At 71.8% G+C, this 25,701-nt stretch carries 20 protein-coding genes and 1 pseudogene; 10 read left to right on the top strand and 11 right to left on the bottom strand.

The window, feature by feature from the left end; genetic code table 11:
• Window positions 1–24 precede the first annotated feature (24 nt).
• A complete protein-coding gene (locus ACO2Q3_RS26265) occupies window positions 25–414 on the bottom strand; it encodes a GFA family protein (RefSeq protein ID WP_423312165.1) in 390 nt (129 codons plus the stop codon).
• 96 nt (window positions 415–510) lie between these two features.
• Between ACO2Q3_RS26265 and ACO2Q3_RS26260 the strand changes: the two genes are divergently transcribed.
• The gene (locus tag ACO2Q3_RS26260) at window positions 511–903 is read left to right on the top strand and encodes a winged helix-turn-helix domain-containing protein (RefSeq protein ID WP_423312163.1); all 393 of its coding nucleotides are present in this window, start codon (window positions 511–513) and stop codon (window positions 901–903) included.
• A 6-nt stretch (window positions 904–909) separates the two neighbouring features.
• Here ACO2Q3_RS26260 and ACO2Q3_RS26255 read toward each other — a convergent pair whose 3' ends face one another.
• Window positions 910–1,401 carry a hypothetical protein gene (locus ACO2Q3_RS26255; protein WP_423312162.1) on the bottom strand — a complete coding sequence of 164 codons (492 nt, stop codon included), beginning with the start codon at window positions 1,399–1,401 and terminating at the stop codon, window positions 910–912.
• Between the two features lie 141 nt (window positions 1,402–1,542).
• On the opposite strand from ACO2Q3_RS26255, the gene ACO2Q3_RS26250 reads away from it, so the two are divergent.
• Window positions 1,543–2,214 carry a trypsin-like serine peptidase gene (locus ACO2Q3_RS26250; RefSeq protein ID WP_423312161.1) on the top strand — a complete coding sequence of 224 codons (672 nt, stop codon included), beginning with the start codon at window positions 1,543–1,545 and terminating at the stop codon, window positions 2,212–2,214.
• A gap of 26 nt (window positions 2,215–2,240) precedes the next feature.
• Window positions 2,241–3,488: a hypothetical protein gene (locus ACO2Q3_RS26245; protein ID WP_423312159.1), complete on the top strand. Its 1,248-nt coding sequence runs from the start codon at window positions 2,241–2,243 to the stop codon at window positions 3,486–3,488.
• Window positions 3,489–3,515: 27 nt separating this feature from the next.
• On the opposite strand, the gene ACO2Q3_RS26240 is transcribed toward ACO2Q3_RS26245, so the two are convergent.
• From ACO2Q3_RS26240 to ACO2Q3_RS26230, 3 genes are all read right to left on the bottom strand, one after another.
• Window positions 3,516–4,511 (bottom strand): cytochrome-c peroxidase, encoded by a 996-nt coding sequence (locus tag ACO2Q3_RS26240; RefSeq protein WP_423312157.1) that lies wholly within the window; start codon window positions 4,509–4,511, stop codon window positions 3,516–3,518.
• Window positions 4,508–5,137, bottom strand: coding sequence for a homogentisate 1,2-dioxygenase (locus tag ACO2Q3_RS26235; RefSeq protein WP_423312155.1), 630 nt, complete (start codon window positions 5,135–5,137; stop codon window positions 4,508–4,510). Before ACO2Q3_RS26235 ends, ACO2Q3_RS26240 begins: the two co-directional genes overlap by 4 nt.
• Window positions 5,138–5,335: 198 nt before the next feature.
• Window positions 5,336–5,740: a helix-turn-helix domain-containing protein gene (locus tag ACO2Q3_RS26230; RefSeq protein WP_423312153.1), complete on the bottom strand. Its 405-nt coding sequence runs from the start codon at window positions 5,738–5,740 to the stop codon at window positions 5,336–5,338.
• 210 nt (window positions 5,741–5,950) lie between these two features.
• Here ACO2Q3_RS26230 and ACO2Q3_RS26225 point away from each other — a divergent pair, with 210 nt between their 5' ends.
• The 5 genes and pseudogenes from ACO2Q3_RS26225 to ACO2Q3_RS26205 all read left to right on the top strand — a co-directional run.
• Complete coding sequence (locus ACO2Q3_RS26225; RefSeq protein ID WP_423312151.1) at window positions 5,951–6,616, top strand: TetR/AcrR family transcriptional regulator; 666 nt, start codon at window positions 5,951–5,953, stop codon at window positions 6,614–6,616.
• A 76-nt stretch (window positions 6,617–6,692) separates the two neighbouring features.
• On the top strand, window positions 6,693–6,914 hold the full coding sequence (locus ACO2Q3_RS26220) for a hypothetical protein (RefSeq protein WP_423312149.1): 222 nt from the start codon (window positions 6,693–6,695) through the stop codon (window positions 6,912–6,914).
• A 183-nt stretch (window positions 6,915–7,097) separates the two neighbouring features.
• Window positions 7,098–7,544, top strand: coding sequence for a hypothetical protein (locus ACO2Q3_RS26215; RefSeq protein ID WP_423312148.1), 447 nt, complete (start codon window positions 7,098–7,100; stop codon window positions 7,542–7,544).
• Between the two features lie 73 nt (window positions 7,545–7,617).
• A complete protein-coding gene (locus ACO2Q3_RS26210) occupies window positions 7,618–7,980 on the top strand; it encodes a VOC family protein (protein ID WP_423312146.1) in 363 nt (120 codons plus the stop codon).
• Between the two features lie 547 nt (window positions 7,981–8,527).
• Window positions 8,528–8,938 (top strand): annotated as a pseudogene (locus tag ACO2Q3_RS26205) (class I SAM-dependent methyltransferase); the annotation flags it as partial.
• Between the two features lie 131 nt (window positions 8,939–9,069).
• On the opposite strand, the gene map reads toward ACO2Q3_RS26205, so the two are convergent.
• From map to ACO2Q3_RS26185, 4 genes are all read right to left on the bottom strand, one after another.
• Window positions 9,070–9,816: a type I methionyl aminopeptidase gene (gene map / locus ACO2Q3_RS26200; RefSeq protein WP_423312144.1), complete on the bottom strand. Its 747-nt coding sequence runs from the start codon at window positions 9,814–9,816 to the stop codon at window positions 9,070–9,072.
• Between the two features lie 100 nt (window positions 9,817–9,916).
• Window positions 9,917–10,591 carry a DsbA family oxidoreductase gene (locus tag ACO2Q3_RS26195; RefSeq protein WP_423312142.1) on the bottom strand — a complete coding sequence of 225 codons (675 nt, stop codon included), beginning with the start codon at window positions 10,589–10,591 and terminating at the stop codon, window positions 9,917–9,919.
• Between the two features lie 134 nt (window positions 10,592–10,725).
• A complete protein-coding gene (locus ACO2Q3_RS26190) occupies window positions 10,726–11,781 on the bottom strand; it encodes a glycine zipper 2TM domain-containing protein (protein ID WP_423312140.1) in 1,056 nt (351 codons plus the stop codon).
• Between the two features lie 128 nt (window positions 11,782–11,909).
• Complete coding sequence (locus ACO2Q3_RS26185; protein WP_423312138.1) at window positions 11,910–12,512, bottom strand: sigma-70 family RNA polymerase sigma factor; 603 nt, start codon at window positions 12,510–12,512, stop codon at window positions 11,910–11,912.
• Window positions 12,513–12,668: 156 nt separating this feature from the next.
• On the opposite strand from ACO2Q3_RS26185, the gene ACO2Q3_RS26180 reads away from it, so the two are divergent.
• Window positions 12,669–13,301: a nucleotidyltransferase domain-containing protein gene (locus tag ACO2Q3_RS26180; RefSeq protein WP_423312136.1), complete on the top strand. Its 633-nt coding sequence runs from the start codon at window positions 12,669–12,671 to the stop codon at window positions 13,299–13,301.
• Window positions 13,302–13,344: 43 nt separating this feature from the next.
• On the opposite strand, the gene ACO2Q3_RS26175 is transcribed toward ACO2Q3_RS26180, so the two are convergent.
• The gene (locus ACO2Q3_RS26175) at window positions 13,345–13,881 is read right to left on the bottom strand and encodes a 2'-5' RNA ligase family protein (protein WP_423312134.1); all 537 of its coding nucleotides are present in this window, start codon (window positions 13,879–13,881) and stop codon (window positions 13,345–13,347) included.
• A gap of 35 nt (window positions 13,882–13,916) precedes the next feature.
• A complete protein-coding gene (locus ACO2Q3_RS26170; protein WP_423312132.1) occupies window positions 13,917–15,692 on the bottom strand; it encodes an N-acyl-D-amino-acid deacylase family protein in 1,776 nt (591 codons plus the stop codon).
• A 416-nt stretch (window positions 15,693–16,108) separates the two neighbouring features.
• Between ACO2Q3_RS26170 and ACO2Q3_RS26165 the strand changes: the two genes are divergently transcribed.
• On the top strand, window positions 16,109–25,701 hold a 9,593-nt coding region (locus tag ACO2Q3_RS26165; protein WP_423312130.1), incomplete at its 3' end, for a hypothetical protein.

Below are 25,701 nucleotides of genomic sequence, written 5' to 3'. Positions count from 1 at the left end.
GTGCGGCCGCCCCCCCGGCCCCGCTCAGAACCAGTAGTCGCGCACGCAGCGCCCGTCGCGCGGCAGGTCCTCGAAGGCGACCAGGCCCTCGAAGTGGTCGATGGGGATGTCGGCGACCGCGTCGGGCTCGGCCAGGCGCAGGTTGACGGCGATGCGCCGGCGACCGTCCTCGCCGGCCGTCAGGCTGCGCCAGAAGGCGATGCAGGCGCACTCGGGACAGAAGTGGAAGCCGATCGCCTTGCCGCGGACATAGGCCTTGGTCGGCCCGGCGACCTTGATGCCCTCGTCCTCGAAGTCGTACGCCCACAGCGCGCCATAGCGGCGGCAGACGGTGCAGTTGCACGTCGTCGCCCCGTCCGGCTCGCCCTCGAACCGCCAGGTCACGGCGCCGCAGTGGCAGGATCCCTCGATCATCGTCGCGCTCCGTTGCAGGCGGCGATCTTCACCCCTCCCGGCGCCGGGTGGAAGGCCCCCTGGACGCCACTCGCGGCCGCGCTCATACCTTGGCGCATGACATGGCTCGGTTCGCTGAAACTGAAGGCGCAGCTGTACTGCGGGCCGGAGACGGCCATGGGGCCGGGCAAGGCCGACCTGCTGGAGGCGATCGACCGGGAGGGGTCGATCTCCGGCGCCGGGCGGGCGATGGGCATGAGCTATCGGCGCACCTGGCTGCTGGTGGACGCGATGAACCGCTGCTGGACCGAACCGCTGGTGTCGGCCACCGCCGGCGGCGGCCGCGGCAGCGGCGCGCGGCTGACCGACGCCGGCCGCGCCGTGCTGGACGCCTACCGCCACCTGGAGGCGGCGCTGGCCGCCGCGGCCGAGGGCGAGGCGCTGAGGACCCTCCAGGCGCGCCTGCGCCCCGCGCCGATGGATCACCAGCCGCCGCGGCCGGGCGACTGAGCGACGTCAGCCGGGCGCGCGGATCGGCGGCCGCACAAGGGGATTGAGGGCCTTGCCCGCGCCGCCGCCGGGCGCCGCCCCGCCAGAGCCGGCTACGCCCGCCGGCGTGAAGATCGAGCGCAACTGGTTGAAGGCATAGGGGGCGAACAGCGCCGAGCCGACCAGGAACAGCGGGCCGACGCCGCTGACGATGGCGGCGATCTTGCCCGGGTCGAACATCGCCTGGAACAACACCACGTTGCCGACGCTGGCGAAGAACGAAGTCAGGATCACGGTGCCGACGAAGCCCGTCACGCGGGCATAGCTGCGCTTGCCTGCCCCTCGCCCTGGGCCCTTCTCCTCCAGCAATTCGGAAAAGGAGTCGCTGCGGAAGATCAGCCAGATCACCCAGCCCATCACCGCCATGATCGGGATGTTGTAGAGCGTGATGGCCACGACGTGAAACACCACCTCGCCCACCTGCGTCGGCGCCGTCGCCGCTGGACCTCCTGCCGCCATCGCCGATGCCTCCCTGCCGATGGCGCAACATAGGCCACGAGCGCGAGTATACAACGCCTGATCGCTGGGGTTGCAAACGACGCATTCATCGATCATGGTTCGACGAGACGCCTGGAAATCGGGCGCGGGGGCGACGCCGTGATGCTTCGGACGCAGGTGAGCGATCTGTCGGCATGGCCCCATGCGGGGATCTGCCTGATCCAGGGCCGGTTCCGCGAGCGGCCGCAGGTGATCTACGGCACCGGATTCCTGGTAAGTCCCACGCACATCGCCACGGCGGCGCATCTGTTCACAATCAATCTGGACGGCCCGGGCGGCCACGCCGTCGCCCCCGACCTGGTCGACGTGATCCTGGGCCAGGGCTTCTTCGACGACGCCACCCACCTGTCATGGACCTTCGACTTTGCCTCGCCGCAGGTGACCGTCCACCCGGACTGGGCCGGCGGGGACCAGGCGCACGACATCGCCCGGATAGTCCTGCCGTCAGCCCAGCCTCGCGCCCTGCCCCTGGCGCCCTCTCCCGCCGCCCTCGCGGTCGGCGGGGCCTTGACCCTCTCCGGCTATCCCATCGACGCCGAACCGTTCGGCGCCTGGGAGGGAACGGGCGCCTTGCGCGATCTCGCCTCGCCGGTGTTCCACCACGCCATCGACACCGGCGCCGGCGACAGCGGCGCGCCCGTTCGGGTGCAGATCGGCGGGCAGTGGACCGTGATCGGCGCTCATCTGGGCGAGGCCGGGCTGGACGACGCCGGCCAGCCTCTGCGCCGCGCACTGGCGATGACCCAGCCGCTGATCGACTGGCTGACAACATGACCACCGCTGCGAGAGGAGCGACCCGCATGTCCGTGACATCCAAGCTTACCTTGGCGCTGGTCCTGGGGGCTGCCGCCGGCGCAGCGCACGCGCAGGACGCGCCGCCGGCCAGTCCGCCGAATCTCAGCCTCTATTCCGGCGCCTGCCTGCATCCGGGGCTGGGCGGCTCGTCGAACGCCAGCGAGAGCGCCCTGGGGGCCCTGCTGTTGGGTCAGGTGGCGCCGGCGCTGATCGACAAGGCGTTCGACTGGGTGGGCGCCAAGCTGACGGCGCTCGGCGCGGACAAGAAGACCGTGCTCTCGGGGCGCCTGGCCGTCGAGCCCCAGTTCGGCGGCCGATACTGCATCCAGGCGGTTCACTGGAAGGACGACGGTCAGCACCTGGACGCCTTGGTCAAGTGGAAGGCCCAGTACGCCCAGGCGCCGCTGATCCCGCAGGACCGGGGCGTCGACTTCTTCATGGAGTTCTGGGTGCGCCCGTCGCAGGGCGGCGACGCCATCTCGTACACGCCCACCTTGATCTACTATCCGGCGCTTCTGGGCGGCAGGAACGGCAAGAGGGACCCGTTGCTGGCGGTCAACGCCAATCTGGCGCCGGTCGGCGCCGCAGGCGCGGCCGCCACCTGGACCCTGCCGACACAGAACCCCGACCCGGCGATGCGCGCCCTGCTGCCCCTGCCCGCAGCTGTCGATGGGGTCACCTATCGCTACGGCCCGACCGACCTCGCTGCCGTCTGCAACGCCAGTTGCCCCGGCGCCTCGCCCTGGGTCGCCAGTCCCTGGGCGGATGCGAAGGTGACCGGCGGCGGGGGTGGCGGAGGGGTTGGACGCGTGGTGGACCCGCATGCCGGCGGTGGGGGGCAGGCCTACGCCATCAAACCCGTCAACGTCAGCCTGCAGGTGACCGAGATCCGCTCGGGGTCGGAGTTCTTCGCCGCCCTGGCCAGCCTGTTCAACACCGCCAGCCCGGCGGTGGAGGCGCAGCTGAGGCAGGCCATATCGCCCGAGGCCCGCGCCCAGGCCGCCAGCGACCAGATGACCGCCCAGGCGACAGCCCTGACAGCCTATTCCACCTCCCTGGACGGGGCGGAAAGCACCCGTAGGGCGTTCTGCGCAGCGGATCCAACGAGCGCGTACTGGCCGTCGCTCTCCGCCCAGCTGCGGGCCGCGCAGCTGTCGGCCAACGTCGCCGCCGGCAAGGCGCAGCAGCCTGCGCCCTATCCCGTGCCGGCGTCGGTCGGCGACACCAGGGCCAACAAGGCGATCTGCCCCTAGCCTTCGGCTGAGCCCCGGGTCCGGACCTCAGCGCCCGCACTGGTGCTTCGGCAGCGCCAGGCGGGGGTCGGCGATCAGGGTCTGGTCGGTGAGGGCGTTCAGGAAGGCGACGAGGTCGGCCAGGTCGGCGGTGGTCAGACCGGCGACGGCGGGACTGGCGCGGGTGTGGGCGCGGATGGCGGCTTCCAGGGTCGGGACCGAGCCATCGTGCAGATAGGGCGCCGACAGGGCGACGTTGCGCAGGGATGGCGTGCGGAAGCGGCCGCCGTCGGCCGCGCGGCCGGTGATCTCGCCCAACCCCTGGTCCGTCGCGCTGGCCGGCAGGCCGATGGCGTGGAAGGCGATGGACGGATCGCGCCGGGCGGCCGGCGCGGCGGCGTCGGTGAAGTCAGGGCCGGCATGGCATCCGGCGCAAGCCAGCCGCGGGCCGCGGAACAGGGCCTCGCCGCGGCGGGCGGCGTCCGACAGGGCGGCCGGATCGCCGCGACGGGCGCGGTCCCAGGCGGTGTCGGCCGAGACCAGGGTGCGCTCGAAGGCGGCCAGGGCGCGGATGGCCTTGGCGTCGGTGACCCCGCCCGGCTCGCCCGGGAAGGCGCGGGCGAAGGCGCGCCGGTAACAGGCGTCTGCGCCCAGCCTGGCGGCGATCAGGCCGGGGCGCGCGCCCATCTCGACCGGGTGGTCGCCGTTCAGTGGAACCAGGGCCTGGGCCTCCAGGCGGCCGAGCCGAGGGTCGCCCCGGGTGTAGCTGGCGAGGTGACCGAGGTTGGCCAGCCGCATCACCCGCCGGCGCGCCGGCGCGCCGGTCACCCCTGGGTGGGTGGCGTTACCGTCGGTGAAGCCGCGTCGCTGTTCGTGGCAGGTGGCGCAGGCCATGGTCCCGTCGCGCGACAGATCGGCGTCATAAAACAGCTGGCGGCCAAGCTCGACCCGATCGGCGCGCCCCGCGCCGCCGGCGACCGCCGCGGCGGCCAGCGCCGCGCCCGCGATCAGCGCCAGCAACCCGGCCGCGGCCGGGCGTCTCACGGCAGGCGCGTGACCAGCACGCCCAGCGACGGGTCGGCGGCGGCGGAAATCTGGATCACGTAGCGACCGGGGGTCAGGGGAAAGTCCACCATCTTGCGCACGCTGGAACAGGCCGGGCCGTGACCGTGGGCGGTGGAGGCCAGCGGCTTGCCGTCCTGCAGCACGTCGATCCAGGGGGCGGCGCCGAGGGCAATGCGATAGGTCCCGGCATCCTTGACGTCGAGCGCCAGGAGACCGCCGTAACTGACGGTTCCGCCAGGCTTTTCCGGCTGGGCCGGATAGTGAATCTCAGCCGTGTGGCGCAAGCTGGCGCTCACCGCGCGGCCCACCGTCAGGCTCGCGCCGGGGAGGTCGGCGGCCGTCGCCGCGGCGGCCAGGGGCGCCTTGTCGGTCCACGCCGCGAGGTCGGGGGGCAAGGCCGCGTCCGTGGCGGCGCACGCGGCCGGCGGCGGGCTCCCCGGTCCCATGCCCGCGTGGCCGTCCATGCCCGGCATGGCCCCCATCTGACCCTGCGCCGAGGCCGCGGGGGGCGCGAGCGCCGCGGTGATCAGGGCCATGGTCGCAGAGGCCAGGGTCGTCGTGACCCGGGTCCCTGGGGCCAAAGTCGTCTGGCGCGCCATGCTCATCTCGCCCTCCGCTATATCCGATGCAATATCGTAGAGGACAAACCACAGCCGCGTCGCCCCCGTTCGGTAGGGTCGGGGTGAAGACCCTGCTCGACGACAGCGATCAGCTGGTCGACGGCTTCCCGGAACCCGGCCGCAGCTTCCTGCTGGCGGCGCGGGCGCGGTACTGAGGGGCGGCGGCGCCCTCTCCCCGCGGGGCTAGGCGGAGAGCGCCAGCGGGGCCTTGGCGCTGGCCTTGCCGGCCAGGTCCTCGACCGTCTTGATCAGGGCGCGGCGCACCTCGCCGTCGCGGATCTTGGCGAAGCTGGCCAGCAGCTCGGCCGCGCCCGGGGCGGCCAGGTCGGTGAGCACCACCGAGGCCACGTCAGCCCCGCTGTCCTCGCCCACCAGGGCGCCGACGGTGGTCTCCAGCGCCGCGGCGGCGCGGACCAGCATCGAGGCGGAGACGCGATTGGCGCCCTTCTCGTACTTCTGCACCTGCTGGAAGGTGATCCCCAGGGCGTTGGCGAGGTCGGTCTGCGACAGGCCCAGCCAGCGACGGCGGATGCGCATGCGGGCGCCCACGGCGACGTCGATCGGATCGGGATTGTGCTTTTCGGCCATGACGACGGGTCTCCAAGGCGACTCGGCCCCGGGTGGGACCGTTAAGGTTCTGCGTGCACTTGAATGAGCGTTCAAGCAAGCTAACTGATCCCCTATCACCTGCGACGCACAGCCACAGGTGGCGCCGGCGGCAAATTGCTCAATTAGGGTTATCCGGTGAGCGTTCGTCCCCGGGGCGGCCATGCAAGCACAGCCAGAAGAAGGGTCCTCGTGCCTGAACCGCGGCGCACCAGCACCGATACTGACAAGACGACGCCAACGCGCAAGCGCATCCTGAAGGCTGCGCGCGAGCTGTTCGCCGACAGGGGTTATACGGCCACCTCGGTGTCGCAGATCGCCCGGCGCGCCGACGTGCTGCCGGGGTCGATGTACTGGGCGTTCGAGTCCAAGGAACGGATGTTCGCCGCGGCGCTCGAGGATGCGGCGGAGGAATGGCGCGTGCGCCTGGGGCCGCGGACCGGCGAGATCCCGGCGCTGCGCCCTGGCGACGTCCACCGCCGCCTGGCGCCCTATGCCGACGCCTTCACCGCCGCGCCCGACTTCATGCGCCTGCTCATGATCGTCGCCACCGAGCCGGCGGCGGGCACGCCGCAGAACCTGGCCGCGGCCGCCGCGGTGCGCGAGCGCTGGCGCGAGGCGTTCGACGAGGCGCTGGGCAAGACCTTCGCCGGACACGACCCCGACACCGTGCAGAAGGTCGCGCGGCGGCTTGGCCGGCTGATGCTGCAGCTGCTCGACGGGCTGCACGTGGCCCTGCAGCTGGAGCCCGGCGTCGCCTCCCCCCGCGAGCTGTTCATGGAGGCCGCGGACGTGTTCGAGCGCGAGCTCGCCTTCGCCATGGCGCGGATGGGCGAGCCGGCCCCGGCCCGCGGCTGAGCCCCGCGGCAAGGCGTCGCTGGAAATCCATGATTAACCCTGGCCGTGGGACAATCCGGCACTGCCTGGAGTACCCATGTTCAGCTTATCCCGCCTGCTTCCCATGAACCCCGAGCGGGTCGACGCCCTGGCTTCCCGCCTGGAGGAACAGCTGGGCGCCGAAGACGCCGTGCGCGCCATCCGCCAGCAGATCACGGTCGCCGACCGCAAGGGGCGCGAGCGACTGTACATGCTGCACGACGAGATCGCCCGCCGCCACCACTGGTGGCTGCCGGACCGCACGTCGCCCCTGCCGTAGACCCGACGCAGCGCGGCCAGCCTAGAGCACGACGGCTTGAATCGTGCTCGTAGACCTAGAGAGGGCGAGCATGCCCTCCGTGAGCCCCCCTAAGGGCTATCCCTATCTTGGGCGGCCCGTCGCATCCGGAAATACTGGACGCGTGGCCGCGTGGGGCGGTCGCTGGATGGAACGGAACGGCGCTTGACGGAAGATCCCCGGGCGATCATGCGCGCCACTCAGGAACTCTTCCTGCGCTCGGCGCTGCTGCTGGCCCAGCAGTTCGACAACGACTTCACCCGCGCCCTGATCTGGCTGGCGATCGACTGCGCCAGCACGGGCTTCGTGATGGACGATCCGCAGCTGGGACCGGACCTGGCCCGCCGCGGCGAGGGCGTGCCCGACGTGCTGCGCCGGCCGATCTCGCGCCTGGCCGTGGCCCAATCGCTGGGGATTCCCTACGAGACCTGCCGCCGGCACATCACCCGGCTGCTCGACGACGGGTGGTGCGTCGAGGTCGACGGCCGCGGGGTGATGGTTCCCGCCGCGCGCATGGCCGGCCCGGCGATGAACGCTGTCCGCGACGCCAACGCCGCCAACGTCAGGCGCTTCCTGAAGCGGCTCTCCTGCGCCGAGGGCCACGCCGCCTGAGCCCACGGGCGCGCTTGCCAAAATAAATGTCTCCCCCTCCTGCTGGCCGCCACGCCAACCAGGACCGGAGCCGATGGACCTTCGCCTCAGCCGCATCATCCTGTTCACCGCCAATCTCGAGGCGATGACGGCCTTCTATCGCGATGTGATCGGCCTTGCGGTGGTCGGCCGCGAGGCCGGCTGGGTGGAGTTCGACGCCGGCGGCTGCGCCATCGCACTGCACGCGGGGCGTGGCCGGCCCGGCGCGCGGCCGCCCAAGCTGGCGTTCCACACTCCCGACGTCGCCGCCGCGCGCGCCGCCCTGGCCCGCCGCGGCATGACAACCCTGGGGCCGGTCAAGTCCGGCGCCCACATCGATCTGTGCGACGGCGCCGATCCGGACGGCAATCCGATCCAGCTCTCCAGTCGACCGCCGGCCAGCCGGCTCCCGGGGTAGACGCTGGAGGGTCCAGCGCGCGGCGTGGAGCGAGTGTCTGCCCAATGGCTGGAGCCGCGCCCCCCACGGACCATGCGCTCCGGCGGCCGCCGGAGCGCTCCGCGCGACAGAGCCGCGCGAAATGGTCCGCGCGACCGGGCCGCGCGAGGCGTCGTCAAACCGCTTGGGGAAGCCTTTGAAGACGGGCCGTAGTTGGGCTGCTTTGCCCGCGCTCGCCCATGCGACGAACTGTCCAAATCCGCAATGAACTACCCATTGTGCGCATTCGACGCGACGATGGATCGATATCCACCCAATAGACAAGCATTCGTTGCGATCATCAATTCATTTCTCAGCGCATTTCAGCTTTTGATACCGCCATAGCGGCCCCATTCATTTCCATTTACTCAATCTGGGGAGCAGGCGGCGAGCAAAGCTTGGCCATTGCTTTCGCGCCGCCACACCTCCTGCCCGGGCCGCGCGCAGGCGGCGCTGCGGGCGGCCTGACCGGACGTCCGCGCAACCGCCGGTCGTTGCCAGGCGCGTCCGGCCGCCACACACTGGGCGGATGAGCGCCGAGGCCACCCTGATCGACCGCTGGACCCAGGCGGCGGCCGCGCCGTTCGCGGGCTGGGACTTCTCGCCCCTGGCCGGGCGACTGACCGAGGCCGAGCCGCCCTGGTCGTATCCGGATCTGGCGCGCGCGGCCGCCGCCGGCGCCGACGACATCCTCGACGTGGCCACCGGCGGCGGCGAAGTCTTCTCCCAACTGGCGCCGTTTCGCGGCCGGGCTACCGCGGTGGAGGGCTACGCGCCCAACGTGCCCGTGGCGCGGGCCCGGCTGGAGCCGCTGGGCGTGGCCGTGTTCCAGGCCAACACCGCCTCGGGCATGCCGTTCGCGGACGGCGCCTTCGACCTGGTGCTGAACCGGCACGGCGGCTTTCGGGCGCACGAGATGCATCGCGTGCTGCGGCCGGGCGGGGTGTTTCTCAGCCAGCAGGTGGGCGGGGACAACCTCGCCGACCTCGCCGCCGTCTTCGGCGCGCCGCTCGCCTATCCGCGCAACACCCTGGACAACGCGCAAAAAGGTAGGGCCAGCGGCGAGGGCCGTCAGGCCAGCGTCAGGATCACCGGGCCGCGGCGGGTGGCCACCAAGGTGTGCTCGTACTGCACGGTGGGCCGGCCGCCGTTGGGGCGCAGGGTCCAGCCGTCCTCCCGCTCCTCGGCCCAGTCGGCGCCCAGCGACAGGAAGGGCTCGATGGTGAACACCAGCCCCTCGTTGATCGTGCGCCGGTCGTTCGGCTCATGCCAGGTGGGGATCTCGCCGGGCTCGTCGTGCAGGGTGTGGCCGACCCCGTGGCTGGCGAGGTTGCGCACCAGGCTGTAGCCGTTGGCGCGGGCGAAGGTCTCGATGGCGCGACCCACCGCGTTCAGGCGCCCACCGGCCTTCACCGCGCGAATGCCGGCCCACATGGCGCGCCGGCCGTCGCGGCACAGGCGCGCGACGCCGGGTTTCACCGGCGGCACGGCGAAGCTGGCCCCGGTGTCGCCGAAATAGCCGTCCAGCTCGGCGGAGACGTCGATGTTGATCAGGTCGCCGGCCTTAACCACCGTGTCGCCCGGCACGCCGTGCGCACAGTCGGGGCCCACCGAGATGCAGGTCGCGCCGGGAAAGCCATAGGTCAGCTCCGGCGCCGAGCGCGCGCCGGCATTCTCCAGCATGGCGCGCCCGAGATCGTCGAGCTCGCGCGTGGTCATGCCCGGCTCCAGCGCCTCGCCCATCGCCGTCAGGGTGCGCGCCACCAGGGCGCCCACGGTGCGCAGCCGGTCCAGCTGGTCTTCCGTCTCGATGGTCATGGGGTCTCGATGGACATGGCGGCAGGCTCCGACGGGCGACCGGCTCAGTTGGCGTGCTTTGCCGGCCGCTGTCCATGGGGCGCCGGCGATCGGCGCCGGCTCAGCACCAGCTGGCCTGGTCCGGATGCGGCTCGCGCAGCAGTTCCTGGATGTTCGCCTCCAGGATGCGATAGCCGACGTTGCCGTACAGCTTCTGGCGGCCGTCGTTGAGCACGAAGGTCGGGCTGCCGGCGATGCTCATCGCCGCGGCGTCCTGGTAGTCCGTGGCCAGGGCGGCGAAGGCCCGCCCGTCGTGGATCAGGGATTCGACGGCGGAAGGGTCGACGCCCGCGGCGCGACCGGCCTCGCACTGGACGTCCCAGCGGGCGATGTCGCGGGCGTCCTCGAAGAAGGCGCGGCGCAAGGCCCAGGTCGCCCGCTCAGCGGCGCCGGGCGCGATGGCGCCGTCGCGCTCGGCGAGCTGGGCGGCCTTGAGGAACAGGTGGGGCCCGGTGGACGAGGCCGGGCGCACGTCGCGCCAGATCGCGGGGTTGACCGGCGCCTCCGGGAAGGCGGCGGCGGCCTGCAGCAGGTGGGCGTTGAAGCCGTCGTAGCCGCCGCGCGCGCCCCACTGGGCGGCGATCTTGCGGGCGGTGTCTCCGAACACGGCGCAGAACCTGGGCTCGAAGGCGACCTGGCCGTCGAAGGTGGCCTTGGCCTCATCGACCCGCCGCTGGGCGATGAACGCCCAGATGCAGAGCACGTCGGAGAAATAGGTGATCGGTACCTTGGCCATTTCGCCGCCCTCGAGCCGTCATCGTCGGGGACGATAGCGCACGGGGGCGGCGGTGGCGTTGAGCGACGTCAAGCCAGGCGGCCACGCGCCCGCAGGCGCCGCTTTCGCGGCGCCGCGGGATCGCGCGCCGAGGATCAGCCGCCGTCGCGTTGCAGGCGCAGGGACTGGCTCAGGTTGTCCAGCTGGGACTGCAGATAGGCCTCGTCGCGGCCGGAGAGGCGCCCGTCGGGATGACGCAGGCGGGCTTCGCGGTCGCGGATCCGGCTCAGGTCGCGGAAGGCGTGCCGCACGGCGCGGCGGTCCAGCGAGCCGTCTGCCTGGGCCGAGCGGATGCGCTGGTCGAGCCAGTCCATGCGCGAGCGGACGTCGCGCCGCACGCCCATCTGGCCGTCGTGGCCCTGGTAGGCGGTGTTGGCGACATAGCCGCCGGCGTTGCGCGCCTCGGGTCCGGACCGGGTGGCGATCCAGCGCCCGCGGCCGTCATAGAAGCCGTAGGACTGGCCTGCGCGCCAGCGACCATTGCTGTCGTAGTAGCCGGGCTGCGGGTCGGCGACCCACTGGCCGCTGGCGTCACGATGGCCGGCCGGCGGCGCGCCCGCCATCCAGTGGCCGTTGGCGTCATAGGCGCCTGAACTCTGTCCGGAGATCCAGCGGCCGTCCTCCCAGTGACCGCGCGCGCTGGCGGGCGTCCACTGGCCGTTGGTGTCGTAGTAGCCGTCGGCGGATGCCGGCACCCAGCCGCCGCGGGCGTCGCGATAGCCGTTGTCATCGGGGCCGATCTGCACCGAGGTCCAGCGGCCGTCCTGGCCGTAGTAGCCGTTCGGGGCGCCGTCGACCCACTGGCCGTCACGGTCGAAATAGCCGGACGCCTGAGCCCGGTCGATGGCGTTGGCGTGCCAGCGGTTGGAGCGGTCGTAATAGCCGTAGGCGTGGTTGCAGTCGCGATCCGGCCGGCTGAGCTGGTTGCCGACCACGGCGCCGCCGAGGCCGCCGACCACGGCGCCGGCGGTCCGGTCGCCACGACCCGCCACGGCGCTGCCGATCAGGGCGCCGACGCCGGCGCCCACCACCGTGCCGGCCACGCGGTTGTCGCGCTGCTGTTCGCAGGATTGCTGCGCCAGGGCGAGGCCGGGCGCGAACGCGGGAATAAGGGCCGCGGCAAAGCCGGCGGCCAGAAGTTGCTTACGCATTTAGGGGATGTCTCCTGGGATCGCATGGACGATCCCTCGAAAGGCCAACGGCCGGCGAGCCGGCTCGTTCCCTCGCGCGGCAAATGAGGCCCTCGCCAGGCAGATGAGGCCCTGCCCCCTGCCGCCCGCTAGGCTGCGGCGCTGAGCCGGGCCCCGTCCGCCACCAGGGTGGCCATGGCGGCGTCAGGATCAACCCCGTCGAGCGGGATGAAGCCGGTGTCGAGGATTTCCAGCAGCCGCACGCGGGCGCGGCTGACCCGGCTCTTCATCGTGCCTTCGGCGCAGTCGCAGATGCTGGCCGCCTCAAGGTAGGGCATGCCCGCCACGGCCACCAGGATCAGCGCCTCGCGCTGATGGTCCGGCAGCAGGGCGATGGCCCGGCGGACGTCGTCGAGTTCCAGGGTCGCCTGGACGTTGGACACGTCGCGCAGGGTCTGTTCCGCCACCGCGGGGTCCAGGGGCGCGATGCGCCACGACCGGCGCTGGTCGGAATAGAACTGGTTGCGCAGGATGCGGAACACCCAGGCCTTGAGATTGGTCCCCGCCGTGTAGCGCGCCCGCGCGCTCCAGGCGCTGGCCAGGGCCTCCTGGGTCAGGTCGTCGGCGGCGGCGTCGTTGCGGCACAGGGCGCGGGCGAAGGCGCGCAGGTGCGGGATCAGCCGGGTCAGGGCGGCCTGGTCGCAGCCTCCCGAGAGTTCGGCGGCGGCGAAGGCGGTGGTCAGGCTGGTCATGAGGACGCTCCCGTTGAGGGGGAGTGCGCCAGCGCGGGCCGGCCGTCTCTCAGGCGCCGGCGTCCCAGGGGCGTTGCCGGCGATAGGTGATACTTAGGCTTGCGCCGGCCATTTAGCCATGGGCGCGACGGAATAGACCGCCGGGCAGGAGGCCCCATGTCGGACGCCAGACGCTGGGAAGGCCCGCCCATCGAGGCCTGGTCGATGGCCTGGACGCCGGACGAGGCCGCTGGGGCGCTGGCCGGCCTCGCCGCACCCTGGGCGGTCGCCGGCGGCTGGGCGCTGGACCTCTGGCTCGGGCGCCAGACCCGCCCCCACGGGGACCTGGAGATCACCGTGCCGGAAGGCGGCTTCGCCGAGGTCCGGGCGCGGCTGGAAGGGGGCCTCGGCCTGGCGTTGTTCGCCATCGACGAGGGCCAGGTGATCGCCCTGCCGCCGGGCGATGCGCCGCCGCCCGGCACGCACCAGACGTGGGTCATGGACCCCGCCACGCGGGGGTGGCGGCTGGACGTGTTCCGCGAGCCCGGCGACGACGAGACCTGGGTCTACCGGCGCACCGGCCAGTTCAGCGCGCCGCGCGCCTGGGCCAGCGGCCGCACCGCCACGGGCATCCCCTATGTGGCGCCGCAGATCGTGCTGCTGTTCAAGGCCAAGGCCCTGCGCGACAAGGACCAGGCCGACTTCACCCTGGCCGCCCCGCGCCTGGCGCCGGACGCCCGCGCCTGGCTGGCGCAGGCGCTGCGGGAGCTGCACCCGGGCCACGCCTGGATCGCCTCGCTGGAGGGCTGAGGGCCGTCTCGCCACACGCAGGGTTGCCGGATGGCGCCGCCGGCTAGCCGAACCAGCCGGCCTTCGCCAGAGGCACCTCGGCCACCGGCTTGATCACCTCGCCGGTGCGGCGCTCGACCTGCAGGGCGTCGATGCGGCCGGCGATGTCCAGGTCGCGGCGGTTCAGCGACAGGGCGAGGTCGCGGGCGGTCTCGTAGCTGCCGCTGGTGGCGACGGTGATGTGCGGCAGATAGGGGCTGTCCTGGCGCAAACCCGAGGCCAGCGGACCGGCGTGCAGGGCGTCGTGCAGCTTCAGGATCGCGCCGAACCCCTCGTCCGGGATCAGGAACACGTGGAAGCGACGCACCACCGTCTCGGGCACGACCAGGGCCGAGCGCAGCCGGAAGCGGATCGGATGGATGTCCCGGGCATTGGCGCGCACCGCCTTGGTGAAGGCGGCCGCCTCCAGCTCGACCCCGGCGAACACCAGGGTGAAATAGGGCGCGCCGCGGCTGCCGGCCCGGCGCGAACGGATGTCGGTCAGCCAGGCCAGGTCGGCCTTGTCGAAGTGCGGCCTGGCGATGACCTCGAGCGAGTCCATGGCGCCTCCCCGCTCCGGCCCGGAACGACCGGGCGCTATTCCGCCGCCGCAGCCGCCTGGGTCGCGCCCTGGCCGCGGGTGAGCCGCCCGGGACGGGCGCCGGTGTCGGCGTCGAAGCGACGGGTGACCTCGCCGCCGATCAGGGTCGCCAGATAGCCGTGCGCCCCCTGCAGCAGGCGGGCCCCGCCGGCCGGCAGGTCGTGGTGGAACTGCATCGGCCCGAGCGTCAGCCCGGCGAAGTCGATGACGTTGAGGTCGGCGCGCAGGCCCGGCGCGATGCGGCCCCGGTCGGTGAAGCCGAACAAGTCGGCGTTGCGGGCGGTCTGGCGATTGATCACGTGCGCCAGCGGCAGGGTCGGCCCGCGCTGGCGGTCCCGCGCCCAGTAGGTGAGCTGGTAGGTGGGGTTCACCGCATCGAAGATCGCGCCCACGTGCGCCCCGCCGTCGGACAGGCCCACGACCGTGGTCTCGTCCAGCTGCAGCTCGCGCAGGCCGTCCAGGGTGTAGGTCGAATAGCCGGTGAAGAAGGCCACCGCGAAGTCGCCGCCGTCGCCGCCCACCAGGTGGTCGTAGAGCGCCGAGCGGCCGTCGGTCAGGCCCTGCGCCTCGGCCCGGGCCTGGAAGCTTTCCTCCGGCAGCGGCTCGTAGGAGCTGTCGGTCCCCAGCGGGAAGGTCTGCACCATCGGGAACGGCACGTTGGGGATCAGCGCCTCCATCGACCCCGGCAGGGCCGGCGGCACGTTCTCCTCGGCCAGGATGCGGGCCTTCACGGCCGGGTCCCGCAGGGCCTTGGCGCGCTCGGCCGGCGGCAGGTGGGCCAGCGCCAGGTACGACGGCTTGGCCATGAACGGATGATAGGACGACAGGCTGAAGACGAAGCCGGTCGGCCGGCTGCCGACCTGCGGGAACACCCGCGCCGCGCCGCGATTGGCCGCCCGCACCTGCTGCAGCACGCGGTGCGCCTGGGTGCGATCGGCGAAAGTCTCGAACAGGGTGAAGGTCGCCGGGCGGCCGGCCGCCGCGCTGAGCCGGCAGATCATCTCCACCTCGTCCTCCAGCGGCGTGTGCTCGCCCTCCGTGCCGAGGGTGCCGGCGGGGATCATCTGCAGCAGGCCCGCGCCCACGCGGCGGAAGGCGCCGGCCACGGCCATCAGCTCGGCCTCCGGCGCGAAGGTGCCGGGCACCTGGTCGCCGTGGATCGACTTGTGGCCCATGATCCGCGACGAGGAGAAGCCCACCGCGCCGGCGCGCAGGGCCTCCTCGACGATGCCGGCGATGCGCTGCGCCTCGGCCTCGCTGGCGTCGGCGTTGCCGCGCCCCTCGCCCATCACGTAGCTGCGCACCGCGCCGTGGGCGATCATCGAGGCGACGTTGAGGGCATATTTCCGCCCGGCCAGGTAGTCCAGGTACTGGGGATAGGTCTCCCAGGCGCCCCAGGGCATGCCTTCGTAGAGGGCGGTGCCGGGAATGTCCTCGACGCCCTCCATCAGCTCGATCAGCGCCTTCTGGCCGCCGGGGACCACCGGGGCGAAGCCGACGCCGCAGTTGCCCATGACGATGGTGCCGACCCCGTGGCTGGCCGAAGGGTTCATCTCCTCGTCCCAGGTCACCTGGCCGTCATAGTGGGTGTGGATGTCGACCCAGGCGGGGGTGACGATGGCGCCGTCGGCGTCGATCTCCTGCCGCGCCGGCTCGGCGATGCGGCCGCCCGCGGCGACGATCACCCCGTCGCGGATGGCCACGTCGCCGACCTGAGGCTCGGCGCCCGTGCCGTCGTGGAGGGTTCCGCCGCGAATGATGGTGTCGTGCATCGCCGTTCCTCGCCTCGATGTTTGCCGGCAGGGTAAGCGCGGGCGCCGTGGGGTCAGTCCAGCCGGCGCGCGGGGCTCCGGTCACCTCGCGCCGACTCTGGCGACAATCTCCGGGGGAGAAGATCGGAGCGACAATACCTTAACGACAGAACGGCTCGACAAGCCGGTGTAAAATTATTGACAGACGCGCGACGCAATCGTTCCGAAAGCGCGCGCCGTGCAAATGCATCTTGTTGTAATTACGCCTGTTCTCAACAGAAAATACAGTCGAATAGGTGCGCTCATTGCATAGCGCACGCTTCCCCTGAGGCCAAGACGGCCACGCGGGCTTCGTTTACTAATCTGACGAACAGCGTTCAACAAACAAAGGCCCCGCTGCGCAAGGCGGCGCGGGGCCGTTCGAGGGGGTTTTCAGCATGCTTCGTTCCCGCACCACCGCGGCGCGCACCCGCGTTTCCCTGCTGGCCACCTCCTCGCTGGTGGCCTCCACCTTGCTGGCCGGGATCGGCGGCGTCGCCCTGACGGCGATGACCCCGGCGACGGCGCTGGCGGCCACCTGCGCGCCCCTGGCGTCGGGGACCTATACGGGGCCGGTGAACAACCCGGGCGGCGGCACCATCACCTGCGGCCCCGGCCCGGTGACCAGCATCGGCTACACCTCCAACACCACCGGCACCAACCTGGCCCTGTCCGGCAACCTGGTGGTCAGCGGCGGCGGCGTCCTGCTGACCTCGAACACCAACGCCAACCTGGCGGTCTATGTGCCGAGCGACGGGCTGAGCGGCGGCAGCATCAATTCCACCGGCTCCGGCCAGGACGGCATCATCGTCGGCAGCAGCGGCGGCAACGTCCAGGTCAACACGGGCGGGACCGCCGGCGCCAATTCGACCAGCGTCATCGGCGATTTAGAAGGCATCGTCGCCACCACCAACGGCGCGGGCACGGTGATCGTCACCGCCGGCAGCAACGTCACCGGCAACACCTTTGCCGGCATCGACGCGCAGTCGGCCAACGGCGCGATCCAGGTGACGGTGAACCAGGGCAAGACGGTGCAGTCGGTCGGCGTCGGCTTCGGCGTCTTCGCCCAGGCCGCGGGCACGGGCGCAATCACGGTCTACGACAACGGCACGGTCATTGGCGGAATCAGCGAGACCAGCGCCGGTGGCAATGTCTCGCTCAGCCAGGCGGCTACGGGCAGCGAGACCGGACCCGTGATCCTCAGCACCACCGGGGCAGGCACGACCAACGCCAGCTTCGCCGGCAACGTCAGCAACGGGACCGGCGCGGCGGCGGTGTCGCTGACCGGCAAGCAGGTCACCTTCACCCAGACGGCCGGAGCCATCACTCAGACCTTGGCGGGTTTTGACGCCGTCGACGTGACCGCCGGATCCAGCGGGGCCATCCTCAACACCGACCCCGGCGCCTCGATCGCCGGGGGAACCGGGACGGGCCTGAAGGTGAATTCCACCGGCAACGTCACCGGCTCGCTGTTCGGCAACATCAGTGGCGACTACGCGGCAGACGTGAACGTCACCGGCGGCGCGACGGTCAACCTGGCCTACCTCGGGACGGTCGCCGGCACGAACGGCGGCCTGAACCAGACCTCGGTCGACGGCGCCAACACGGTGAACCTCGGCTCTGGCGCGATTGTCAGCAGCGACGGCACGGTCGGCAGCAACGCGGCCCTGAACGTGAAGGCCACCGGAACCGGCGCGGTCAACATCACGTCCGTCGGAGGCGGCGCGGCGCAGGTGAAGACCACCGGCGGCACGGGCGCGGCGGTCGACGCCGAGACCAACACCGGCGCCCTGACCGCCGACCTGTCGGGGGCCACCGTCACCAGCAGCGGCGGCGACGGCGTGGTCGCCAAGATCAACAACCCGGGCGCCGCCTTGAATTCCGGCCACGACCTGAACCTGACCACCGGGGCGGTGACCGCCTCGGGCAATGGCGTCGTCGTGCTCAATCACGGCATCGGCGCGACCAACGTCACCACCAACGGCGTCGTCTCGGCGACCAACGGCACGGGCGTGTCGGTGACGACGAACGGCGTGCCAAACCTTGCCATCGTCGCCGGTCCGACGACGGTCAACATCAACGCCAACGTCACCGGCGGGACCAACGGCGTCGTCGCCGTCAACAACGGCCAGACCATCGGTCCGAACGCCAGTGTCACGGTCAACATCAACAACGGCGCGCTGGTGACGGCGAACAACGGCGTGGGCGTCAGCGCCACCAACAGCGGCGCCTTCTTCGGTCTCTATGTGCCCACCGTGAATCTGAACGGCGGTTCGTCCGTGGCCGCGACCGGCGGCGATGGCGTCGATGTGATCAGCGACGGCTCCGGCAGCGGCGGCCTCAACGCCACGGTGGCGATGACCGGAACCGGCGGGTCGATCACGGTCGGCGGCGCGAGCGGCCTGAGGGGCGTGGCCGCGATCGCCAACGACGGCGGCGCCGGCGCCGCCGCCGGGGCGTCGATCACCACCAACGCCCAGCGCACCATCACCGTGGGCGCCGCCGGCGGCGACAGCGACGTCGGCCTGGCGGCGATCACCGCCGACCAGTTCAATGGCAACGGCGCCAGCGTGACGCTGGGCGCCACGAACACGATCTCCGTCGGCTCTGCCGGCGCCAACGGCGGCGTCGGCATCGAGGCCATCGCCAACACCAACGCCGCCACGGTCACGGGCGCGCTTAACGACACGATCACCGTGACGGGCAAGGGCGCGCGCGGCATCGAGGCGATCTCCAACGCGGGCAATGCGACGGTCACCGGGTTCACCGGCGGGTCGATCTCGGTGGTCGACAGTGGCGGGGGCGGCAGCAGCATCGCGGTCGAGGCCATCGCCGGCGGCGGCGGCGCGGCCAGCGTCAACCTGGGCGCGACGGCGGTGAGCGACAGCAACGGCGTCGGCATCGAGGCGATCGCCAACACCGGCGCAGCCTCGGTGACCACCGGGGGCAACGTCACCACCACCAACGGCATCGGCATCCTGGCGTCGAACGTCGGCCCCGGCGCGGTGTCGGTGACCGTCAACGGGACGGCGCTCGTGCAGACCCAGGGCAACGTCGACGCCATCAAGGCCGCCACCAGCGGCGTGGGCGGGGTGACGGTGACCACGGCCGCCGGAACCCTCGTCAAGGCTGACGGGACGGTGGGCGCTGGCGGCGACTCCATCGACGCGGTCAGCACCGGCGCGGCGGGAGACGTGACCGTCAACGCCAACGGCCGGGTCGGCAACCAGGTCTTCTACAGCGGCAACATCGGCATCAACGCCCAGATCAACAACGCGGCCAGCACCGGCAACGTGCTGGTCGACCTGGAAGGCGGGCCGCAGTCCAACACCGCCGGGACCACCCTGATCGACGCCGAGACCAACGGCCTGGGCGCCGTCACGGTCAATCTCAATGACTTGACCAGCGGACAGAGCTTCGCGGGCGGCAACGGCATCGTCGCGGCGATCAACAACGCCACCAACACCCAGGCCGTGAGCGTCACCCTGGGCAACGGCGCAGGCACGGCCACCGCGAACCTGAACGCGGGCTTCTTCGGCGCGGCGACAGGGATCAAAGCCACATCGGGCGGCCTTGGCGCCGTCACGGTGACCGAGAACACCGGCAGCGAGATCGGCTTCTTCATCCAGCCGGCCATCGGTATCGACGCCGAGAGCACCAATGCGCTCAGCACCGGCGCCGTGCTGGTCACGGCCAACGGCCTGATCAACGCCGGCACGACCGGGGTGATCGCCAAGACGATCGGCCTGGGCTCGGTGACAGTGAACCAGAGCGCAGCGGGCCAAATCAACGTCGTGTCGCTCGACGGCATCGACGCCGTGATCCAGAACACGGCGAACAATTCCGCGGTGAGCGTGACCGCCGACGGCGCCGTGACCTCCACTGGCGGCAAGGGAATCTTCGCCACCACCAACGGCCACGGCAACGTCTCGGTGACCCAGGCGGCCACAGGGTCGGTAAGCGGAACCACGGGCATCGTGGCGACCAACACCGCCGACAACACCGCCTTCGGGACGGTGACGGTGACCGCCCTCGGCAATGTGACGGGCACGGGCGCGGGCGGCGGGGTCAACGCCCTGACCGGCGCGGTGACCGGCTTCGGCGGCCAGGGCATCGTGGCCACCACCAGCACCAACGGCAACGTCACGGTCACGCAAGGGGCCGGCAAGACGATCACGGCGACCACCGACGGCATCGACGCCACCAACACCTCCGGCATCAACGGGGCGGTGACGGTCAACGTCAACGGCACGATCAACGCCGGCGCCAACGGCGTGGTGGCGGCTGACGCCACCACCGGCAACGACCAGATCGCGGTCAACACGGCGGTCGGTTCGGCGATCACCACCACCGGCGGCACGGGCATCATCGCCTACAGCAACGGCATCGACGGCACGGTGTCGGTGCTCAGCCAAGGCGCGGTGAACGCCACGGGCGGCCTGGGCATCGACGCCGAGATCACCAACGTGGCCAATGGCTCCAACGTGTTCGTCGGCAACGACACCACCCAGACGGGCTCGGTGACGGCGACGGGCACGGGGATCCTGGCCCAGACCGTCGGCACGGGGAACGTGACGGTGGAGACGGCGGCCGGCTCGACGGTGTCCAGCACCGGCGGCGACGGCATCTTCGCCAACGCCCTGGGCGGCGGCAACGCCCGCGTGGTGGCCAACGGCGCGGTGTCCGGCGACCCGGGCATCAAGGTCAACGCCGTCGGCAACGGCTCGGCGACCACCGACACCTTCGCCAACGTCACCGGCCTGCAGCAGGGCATCCTGTCGACCACGGTCAACGGCCCGAACGTCGTCAACGTCCACACCGCCGGCTCGGTGGTGAAGGGCGGGACCGGCGCGGCGGTCGAGGCGGACGCCAGCGGTTCCGGCTCGGTGTCGGTGAGCACCGATGCGGGCACGGACCTGGAGAGCACCTCGGGCTCGGGCGTGCTGGTGACCGGCAGCACCGGCAACCTGACGGTGCTGGTCAATGGTTCGATCGGCGCCACCACGGCGGTCGGCGCCAACGGCGTCACCGCCAAGATCAGCAACGCCGCCTCGGCGGGCTCGATCGGCGTGACCACCGGCGCGGGCGCGATCACGGCGCACGGCGACGGCGTCGACGCGGAGAGCGTGGGGTCGGGCCAGATCACCGTGAACACCGGCAACGGCGCGATCACGGCGCAGGACAACAGCTCCACCGGCGTTCTGGCGGCCTCCGGCGGCGGCGGCAACGTCCTGGTGACGGGCGGCTCGGGGGTGATCTCCGGGGACGCCGGGATCAGCGCCTCGACCACCGGCGGGACCGGCGGCGTCTCGGTGACCACCAACGCGGCGGTCAATGCGGTCAACGGCGCGGGCGTCAAGGCGACCACCAGCAACGGCGGCATCACCGTCACCACCAACGGCCAGGTCACCACCACGGGCACGGGCAGCGGCGTGGTCGCCAACGCCGGCGGCACGAACGTGGTGATCGTGCACACCCAGGGGGTCTCGGCGGCCGGCGGCAACATCGGCGTGGCCGGCGTCAGCGGCGGCGGCAACGTGCAGGTGACCACCAGCGGCGCGGTGACCGGCCTGTCCGGCGTCACCGGCGCCACCCAAGGCGCGGGCAACATCACCATCAACACCATCGGCGGCGACGTGACGGCCACCGGCACGGGGGCGAACATCACCGGCGTGCTGGCCTATGAAGGGACCGGCGGCCCGCCCACAGGCTCGGGGAACATCAACGTCACCACCGGCAGGGTGACCGCCACCGGCGGCGCCACCTCGGCCGGGGTCGTGGCGCTCAGCGGCTCGGGCAACATCGCCGTGCAGACCAATGGGGCGATCGCGGCCAGCGGCATCGGCATCAACGCCCTGACCTCCGCCGGGGGCGGGGTCAACGTGCTCAGCCTCAGCTCCGTCACCGGCGGCGCCGGTCCGGGCATCCGCGCCGGCGGCGGGGCGGGCGGCTCAACCGTGCGCGCCGAGGCGGCCGTGCAGGGCGGGACCTTCGGCATCAACGCCACCTCGGGCGGGACCACCACGGTCACCGCCGACCCGGGGGTCACGGTGACGGCGACCGCCGGCACGGGCATCAGCGCGATCGGCACGACCACCACGGTCACCGCCGGCGGCGCCGTGCTTGGCACGGGCGGCTCGGGGATCCTGGCCACCGCCACGGCCGGCAACGTCACGGTCAGCTCCGTCGCCTCGGTGACGGGGACCAACGGCGTCGGCATCGGGGCGACCAGCAATACCGGCACGGCCACGGTGACCAGTTCGGGCGGCACGGTCAGCGGGTCGACCAGCGGCATCCAGGCCTATGGCGCGACCGGCTCCACGGTGACCAACACCGACGTGATCCAGGCCGGGACCGGCATCGGCATCGATGCCCGGACCGGCAGCGGCGCGGTCAGCGTCGCCTCGAACAAGAACATCACCGCCGGAGCCCTGGGCATCTACGCCCTGAACACCGGCACGGGCACGATCACCGTCGGGACCAGCCTGGCGCCGATCAGTGGCGTGTTCTCCGGAACCATGTCCACGGCCGGCATCCAGACCGGCGCCAACGGCGCGACCACCTCGATCAACAGCGCCGCGGACATGACCGGCCTGGCCAGCGCCGGCTACGGCATCCTGGCGGAGTCCACCACCGGCGGCCTGACGGTGGTCAACACCGGCGGCATCGGCCTGGGGACCAGCGGCACGAGCGGCGTCAACGCCGCCGGCATCCGGGCCGCATCCAGCGGGGCCAACATCACCGGCATCTCGGTGACCAACGCCGGGGCGATCTTCGGCGACAGCGGGGCCACTGGCGTCAGCCTGGCGAACGCCGGGTCCGGGAGCGTCAACCTGACCAACACCGGCGCGGTCAGCGCCGGCGCGGGTCTCGACGCCGAGAGCACCGGCGGCGCCCCGGTCACGATCACCGGCTCGGGCGCTGTCACCGCCACCAACGGCAACGGCGTGACGGCCGCCTCGACCGGCGGCGCCGGCACGGTGAGCGTCGGCCTGTCGGGCAACGCCTACTCCGGAGCCATCTCGGCGACCGGCTCGACCTCGGCGGTGGGCGTCAGCGCCTCCGGCGTGGGTGCGGTCAACGTCTACACGTCCGCGGCGGTCATCGGCGGCGGCACGGGCATCAAGGCGGTCTCCTCGGGCGCCGGCACGGTGACGGTCAGCGCCACCGGGACCGTGACCGGCGGCGCGACGGGCTTCGGCATCTCCGCCAAGAGCGCCGGCGGCGACGTCGCCGTCACCGCGGCCAACACCGTGAGCGGCGGCGTCGGCATCCACGCCGACACGACCGGCGCGGGCGCCGTCACCGTGCTCGACACCGGCGGCGCGGGCGTGACGGGGACGAGCGGCAACGGCATCGAGGCTTCGACCACGGGGGCGGGGACCGTCTCGGTGGGCGTCGTCGGAAGCCGACTGATCGCTGACGTGACCGGCGCGACCAACGGCGTCGTGGCGAGCGGCGGCGGGACGATCAATGTCTATGCCAGCGACAATATCACCGGCCAGGCCGGCCTCGGCGTCAGTGCGACCAGCACCGGCGGCCCGGTGACCTTCGTCGGCAACCTGCAGAAGACGGTCAGGGGCGTCACCGGCGGCATCCTGGCGACGTCGACCGGCGCGAACGCGGTCGGCGTGTTCACCAACGACAACGTCATCACCACGGGCGGTCGCGGCATCGACGCCGAGAGCGGCTCGGGGGCGGTGACGGTGCAGTCGATCAGCGGCAACACCATCACGGCCGCGACCCGGGGCATCTATGCCTCGACCACGGGCGCGATCGACATTGGCTGGAGCACCTCGGGCATCCAGAGCACCTTCACGGGTGTCGCCGGGGCTGGCAGCGCCGGGATCGACGCCGAAGGGGCCGCCGGCAGCGTGAGCATCCTGACCACCGGCGGATCGATGTCGGCGCTGGGCGGCGCGGACTATGGCATCCTGGCCAACTCGACCACCGGCGCCATCCAGATCACCAACGGCGACCAGATCGGCGTGTTGGCTGATGGGATCAACGTCGACGGCATCCTGGCGGTGTCGTCGGGCGCGAACGCCAGCGGGATCACCATCGTCAACACCGGCGCCATCTTCGCCGACACGGGCGCGGACGCCGGGATCAAGGCGGTAAACGCCGGGACCGGCACGGTGTCCGTCTCCAACTCGGCGACGATCGATCCGGCGGCCTACGGCATCTACGCCAAGGGCGGCGGCAACGTGGTGGTGTCGAACTCGGGCGCGGTGACGGCGGGCGTTGGCATCCACGCCGATAGCACCGGCACGAACGCCACCAGCGCGGTGACGGTGACGTCTTCGGGCAATACCGTGACCGGCACGAGCGGCAACGGCATCGAAGCGTCCAACACCGGCTCCGGCTCGGTGAGCGTGACGGCCAACGCGGCGAACCTGACCACCGTGCAGACGGCGGTGAGCGGCGCCACGAACGGCATCAGCGCCACCTCGACGGGCGGCGGCGCCATCGGCGTCTCCACCATCGGCAACGTGTCGGGCGGTTCTGCGGCCGGCATCGTGGCCTCGACGTCGGGGGCCAACGCCAACGTCGCGGTGACCACGGCCAGCCAGTCGAACCTGCCGGCGGGGACCTACAACACGGTCTCGGGGGTCACCTACGGCGTGCAGGCCACCTCGGTGGGCTCGGGCGCCACCAGCGTGACCACCGGCACGATCGTGACGGCCTCCGGCGCGGGCACGGTCAACAGCAAGACCGGTCCGGTGGGCATCAGCGCCACGGGCGGCACGGGCGGGGTCACCGTCACGGCCAACCGCAACGTCACGGCCGCCAACGGCCGGGCCATCGTCACCAGCAGTGGCGCCGGCGGCACGGTCAGCATCGGCTCGGGGGCGATCGCCACCGGCCTGGGCGACGCCACCCACGCGGTGGTGGACGTGACCACCGCGTCCGGCTCGACGACCACCATCAACAACGCCGGCACGATCACCTCGGTGAACGCCTCGCCGGCCGCCTACCTGGACCTGGCGATCAAGGGCACGACCGGCAATGTGGCGGTGAACAACACCGGCACTCTGCTGGGCCGGGTCGACTTCTCGGGCCTGACCGGAACCAACGCGGCCAGCGTGAGCAACGCGGCCGGGGGGGTGTGGCACACCAACGGGACCTCGACCTTCTCCGGCGGGGCTGACAGCGTCTCCAACACCGGCACGATCTTCACCGGCGCGGCGACCACCCTGGCCTTCGGGGCCGGGACCGACAGCTTCGCCAACAACAAGGGCGGCGTGGTGATCGCCGGGGAGCTGACCGGCGCCTCGAGCCTGACCCTGACCGGCCTGGAGACCTTGACCAACAACGGCAAGATCTACTTCGGCAGCCAGAACGCGGGCTCCACCACCGACGGGCAGATCAACGACGCCATCATCGCGTCGGGGGCCACCCTGGGCGGGACGGGCACGCTGCTGATGGACGCCAACCTCAGCACCGTCACCCAGGCCGGCTGTGCGTCGCTGACCGCGGCGGACTGCCTGCAGGTGTCGGGCACGGCGGCCGGGACCAACCAGGCCATCGTGGTGGTCGACACCAAGGCGGCCCCGCTCGGCGGCTTCCTGGGCAACACCACCGGCATCGTGCTGGTGCAGGGCGCCGGCTCGGCGGCGGCCAGCTACCACCTCGACCCGACCTCGACCTGGTTCGTGGCCGGCGGCACGCCGTACTACGGCGGCGCCACCAACGTGCTCGATAAGCCGGGGATGTTCTTCTACGACCTGGCCAACGACGGCTCCAACGAACTGCTGGTCTCCGCGCCCAAGCTGCCGGCCCTGCAGTTCGCCCAGATCGGGGCCATCGCCGGCGACACCTGGTACACCACCACCCAGTCCTGGTTCGACCGTCAGGCCGACCTGCGCGACGCCCTCGACGGCCGCGCCACCGGCTCGCAGCCGGCGGTGTGGATGAAGATCGTCGGCGACTGGGGACGGCGTGACTCGACCGAGACCCTGACCCTGGCCAACAAGACCTACACCTACGA

The organism is Caulobacter sp. KR2-114 (assembly GCF_049446115.1).
Classification (GTDB): Bacteria; Pseudomonadota; Alphaproteobacteria; order Caulobacterales; family Caulobacteraceae; genus Acaudatibacter.
The sequence above is the reverse complement of the archived record's forward strand: the minus strand, read 5'-3'. Positions and strand labels throughout refer to the sequence as shown.

Bases quoted from the DNA above. Each gene is read 5' to 3' on its own strand.
- ACO2Q3_RS26265 (WP_423312165.1), bottom strand. From the start codon at position 414: ATGATCGAGGGATCCTGCCACTGCGGCGCCGTGACCTGGCGGTTCGAG.
- ACO2Q3_RS26260 (WP_423312163.1), top strand. From the start codon at position 511: ATGACATGGCTCGGTTCGCTGAAACTGAAGGCGCAGCTGTACTGCGGG.
- ACO2Q3_RS26255 (WP_423312162.1), bottom strand. From the start codon at position 1,401: ATGGCGGCAGGAGGTCCAGCGGCGACGGCGCCGACGCAGGTGGGCGAG.
- ACO2Q3_RS26250 (WP_423312161.1), top strand. From the start codon at position 1,543: ATGCTTCGGACGCAGGTGAGCGATCTGTCGGCATGGCCCCATGCGGGG.
- ACO2Q3_RS26245 (WP_423312159.1), top strand. From the start codon at position 2,241: ATGTCCGTGACATCCAAGCTTACCTTGGCGCTGGTCCTGGGGGCTGCC.
- ACO2Q3_RS26235 (WP_423312155.1), bottom strand. From the start codon at position 5,137: ATGAGCATGGCGCGCCAGACGACTTTGGCCCCAGGGACCCGGGTCACG.
- ACO2Q3_RS26230 (WP_423312153.1), bottom strand. From the start codon at position 5,740: ATGGCCGAAAAGCACAATCCCGATCCGATCGACGTCGCCGTGGGCGCC.
- ACO2Q3_RS26220 (WP_423312149.1), top strand. From the start codon at position 6,693: ATGTTCAGCTTATCCCGCCTGCTTCCCATGAACCCCGAGCGGGTCGAC.
- ACO2Q3_RS26210 (WP_423312146.1), top strand. From the start codon at position 7,618: ATGGACCTTCGCCTCAGCCGCATCATCCTGTTCACCGCCAATCTCGAG.
- map (WP_423312144.1), bottom strand. From the start codon at position 9,816: ATGACCATCGAGACGGAAGACCAGCTGGACCGGCTGCGCACCGTGGGC.
- ACO2Q3_RS26195 (WP_423312142.1), bottom strand. From the start codon at position 10,591: ATGGCCAAGGTACCGATCACCTATTTCTCCGACGTGCTCTGCATCTGG.
- ACO2Q3_RS26190 (WP_423312140.1), bottom strand. From the start codon at position 11,781: ATGCGTAAGCAACTTCTGGCCGCCGGCTTTGCCGCGGCCCTTATTCCC.
- ACO2Q3_RS26185 (WP_423312138.1), bottom strand. From the start codon at position 12,512: ATGACCAGCCTGACCACCGCCTTCGCCGCCGCCGAACTCTCGGGAGGC.
- ACO2Q3_RS26180 (WP_423312136.1), top strand. From the start codon at position 12,669: ATGTCGGACGCCAGACGCTGGGAAGGCCCGCCCATCGAGGCCTGGTCG.
- ACO2Q3_RS26175 (WP_423312134.1), bottom strand. From the start codon at position 13,881: ATGGACTCGCTCGAGGTCATCGCCAGGCCGCACTTCGACAAGGCCGAC.
- ACO2Q3_RS26170 (WP_423312132.1), bottom strand. From the start codon at position 15,692: ATGCACGACACCATCATTCGCGGCGGAACCCTCCACGACGGCACGGGC.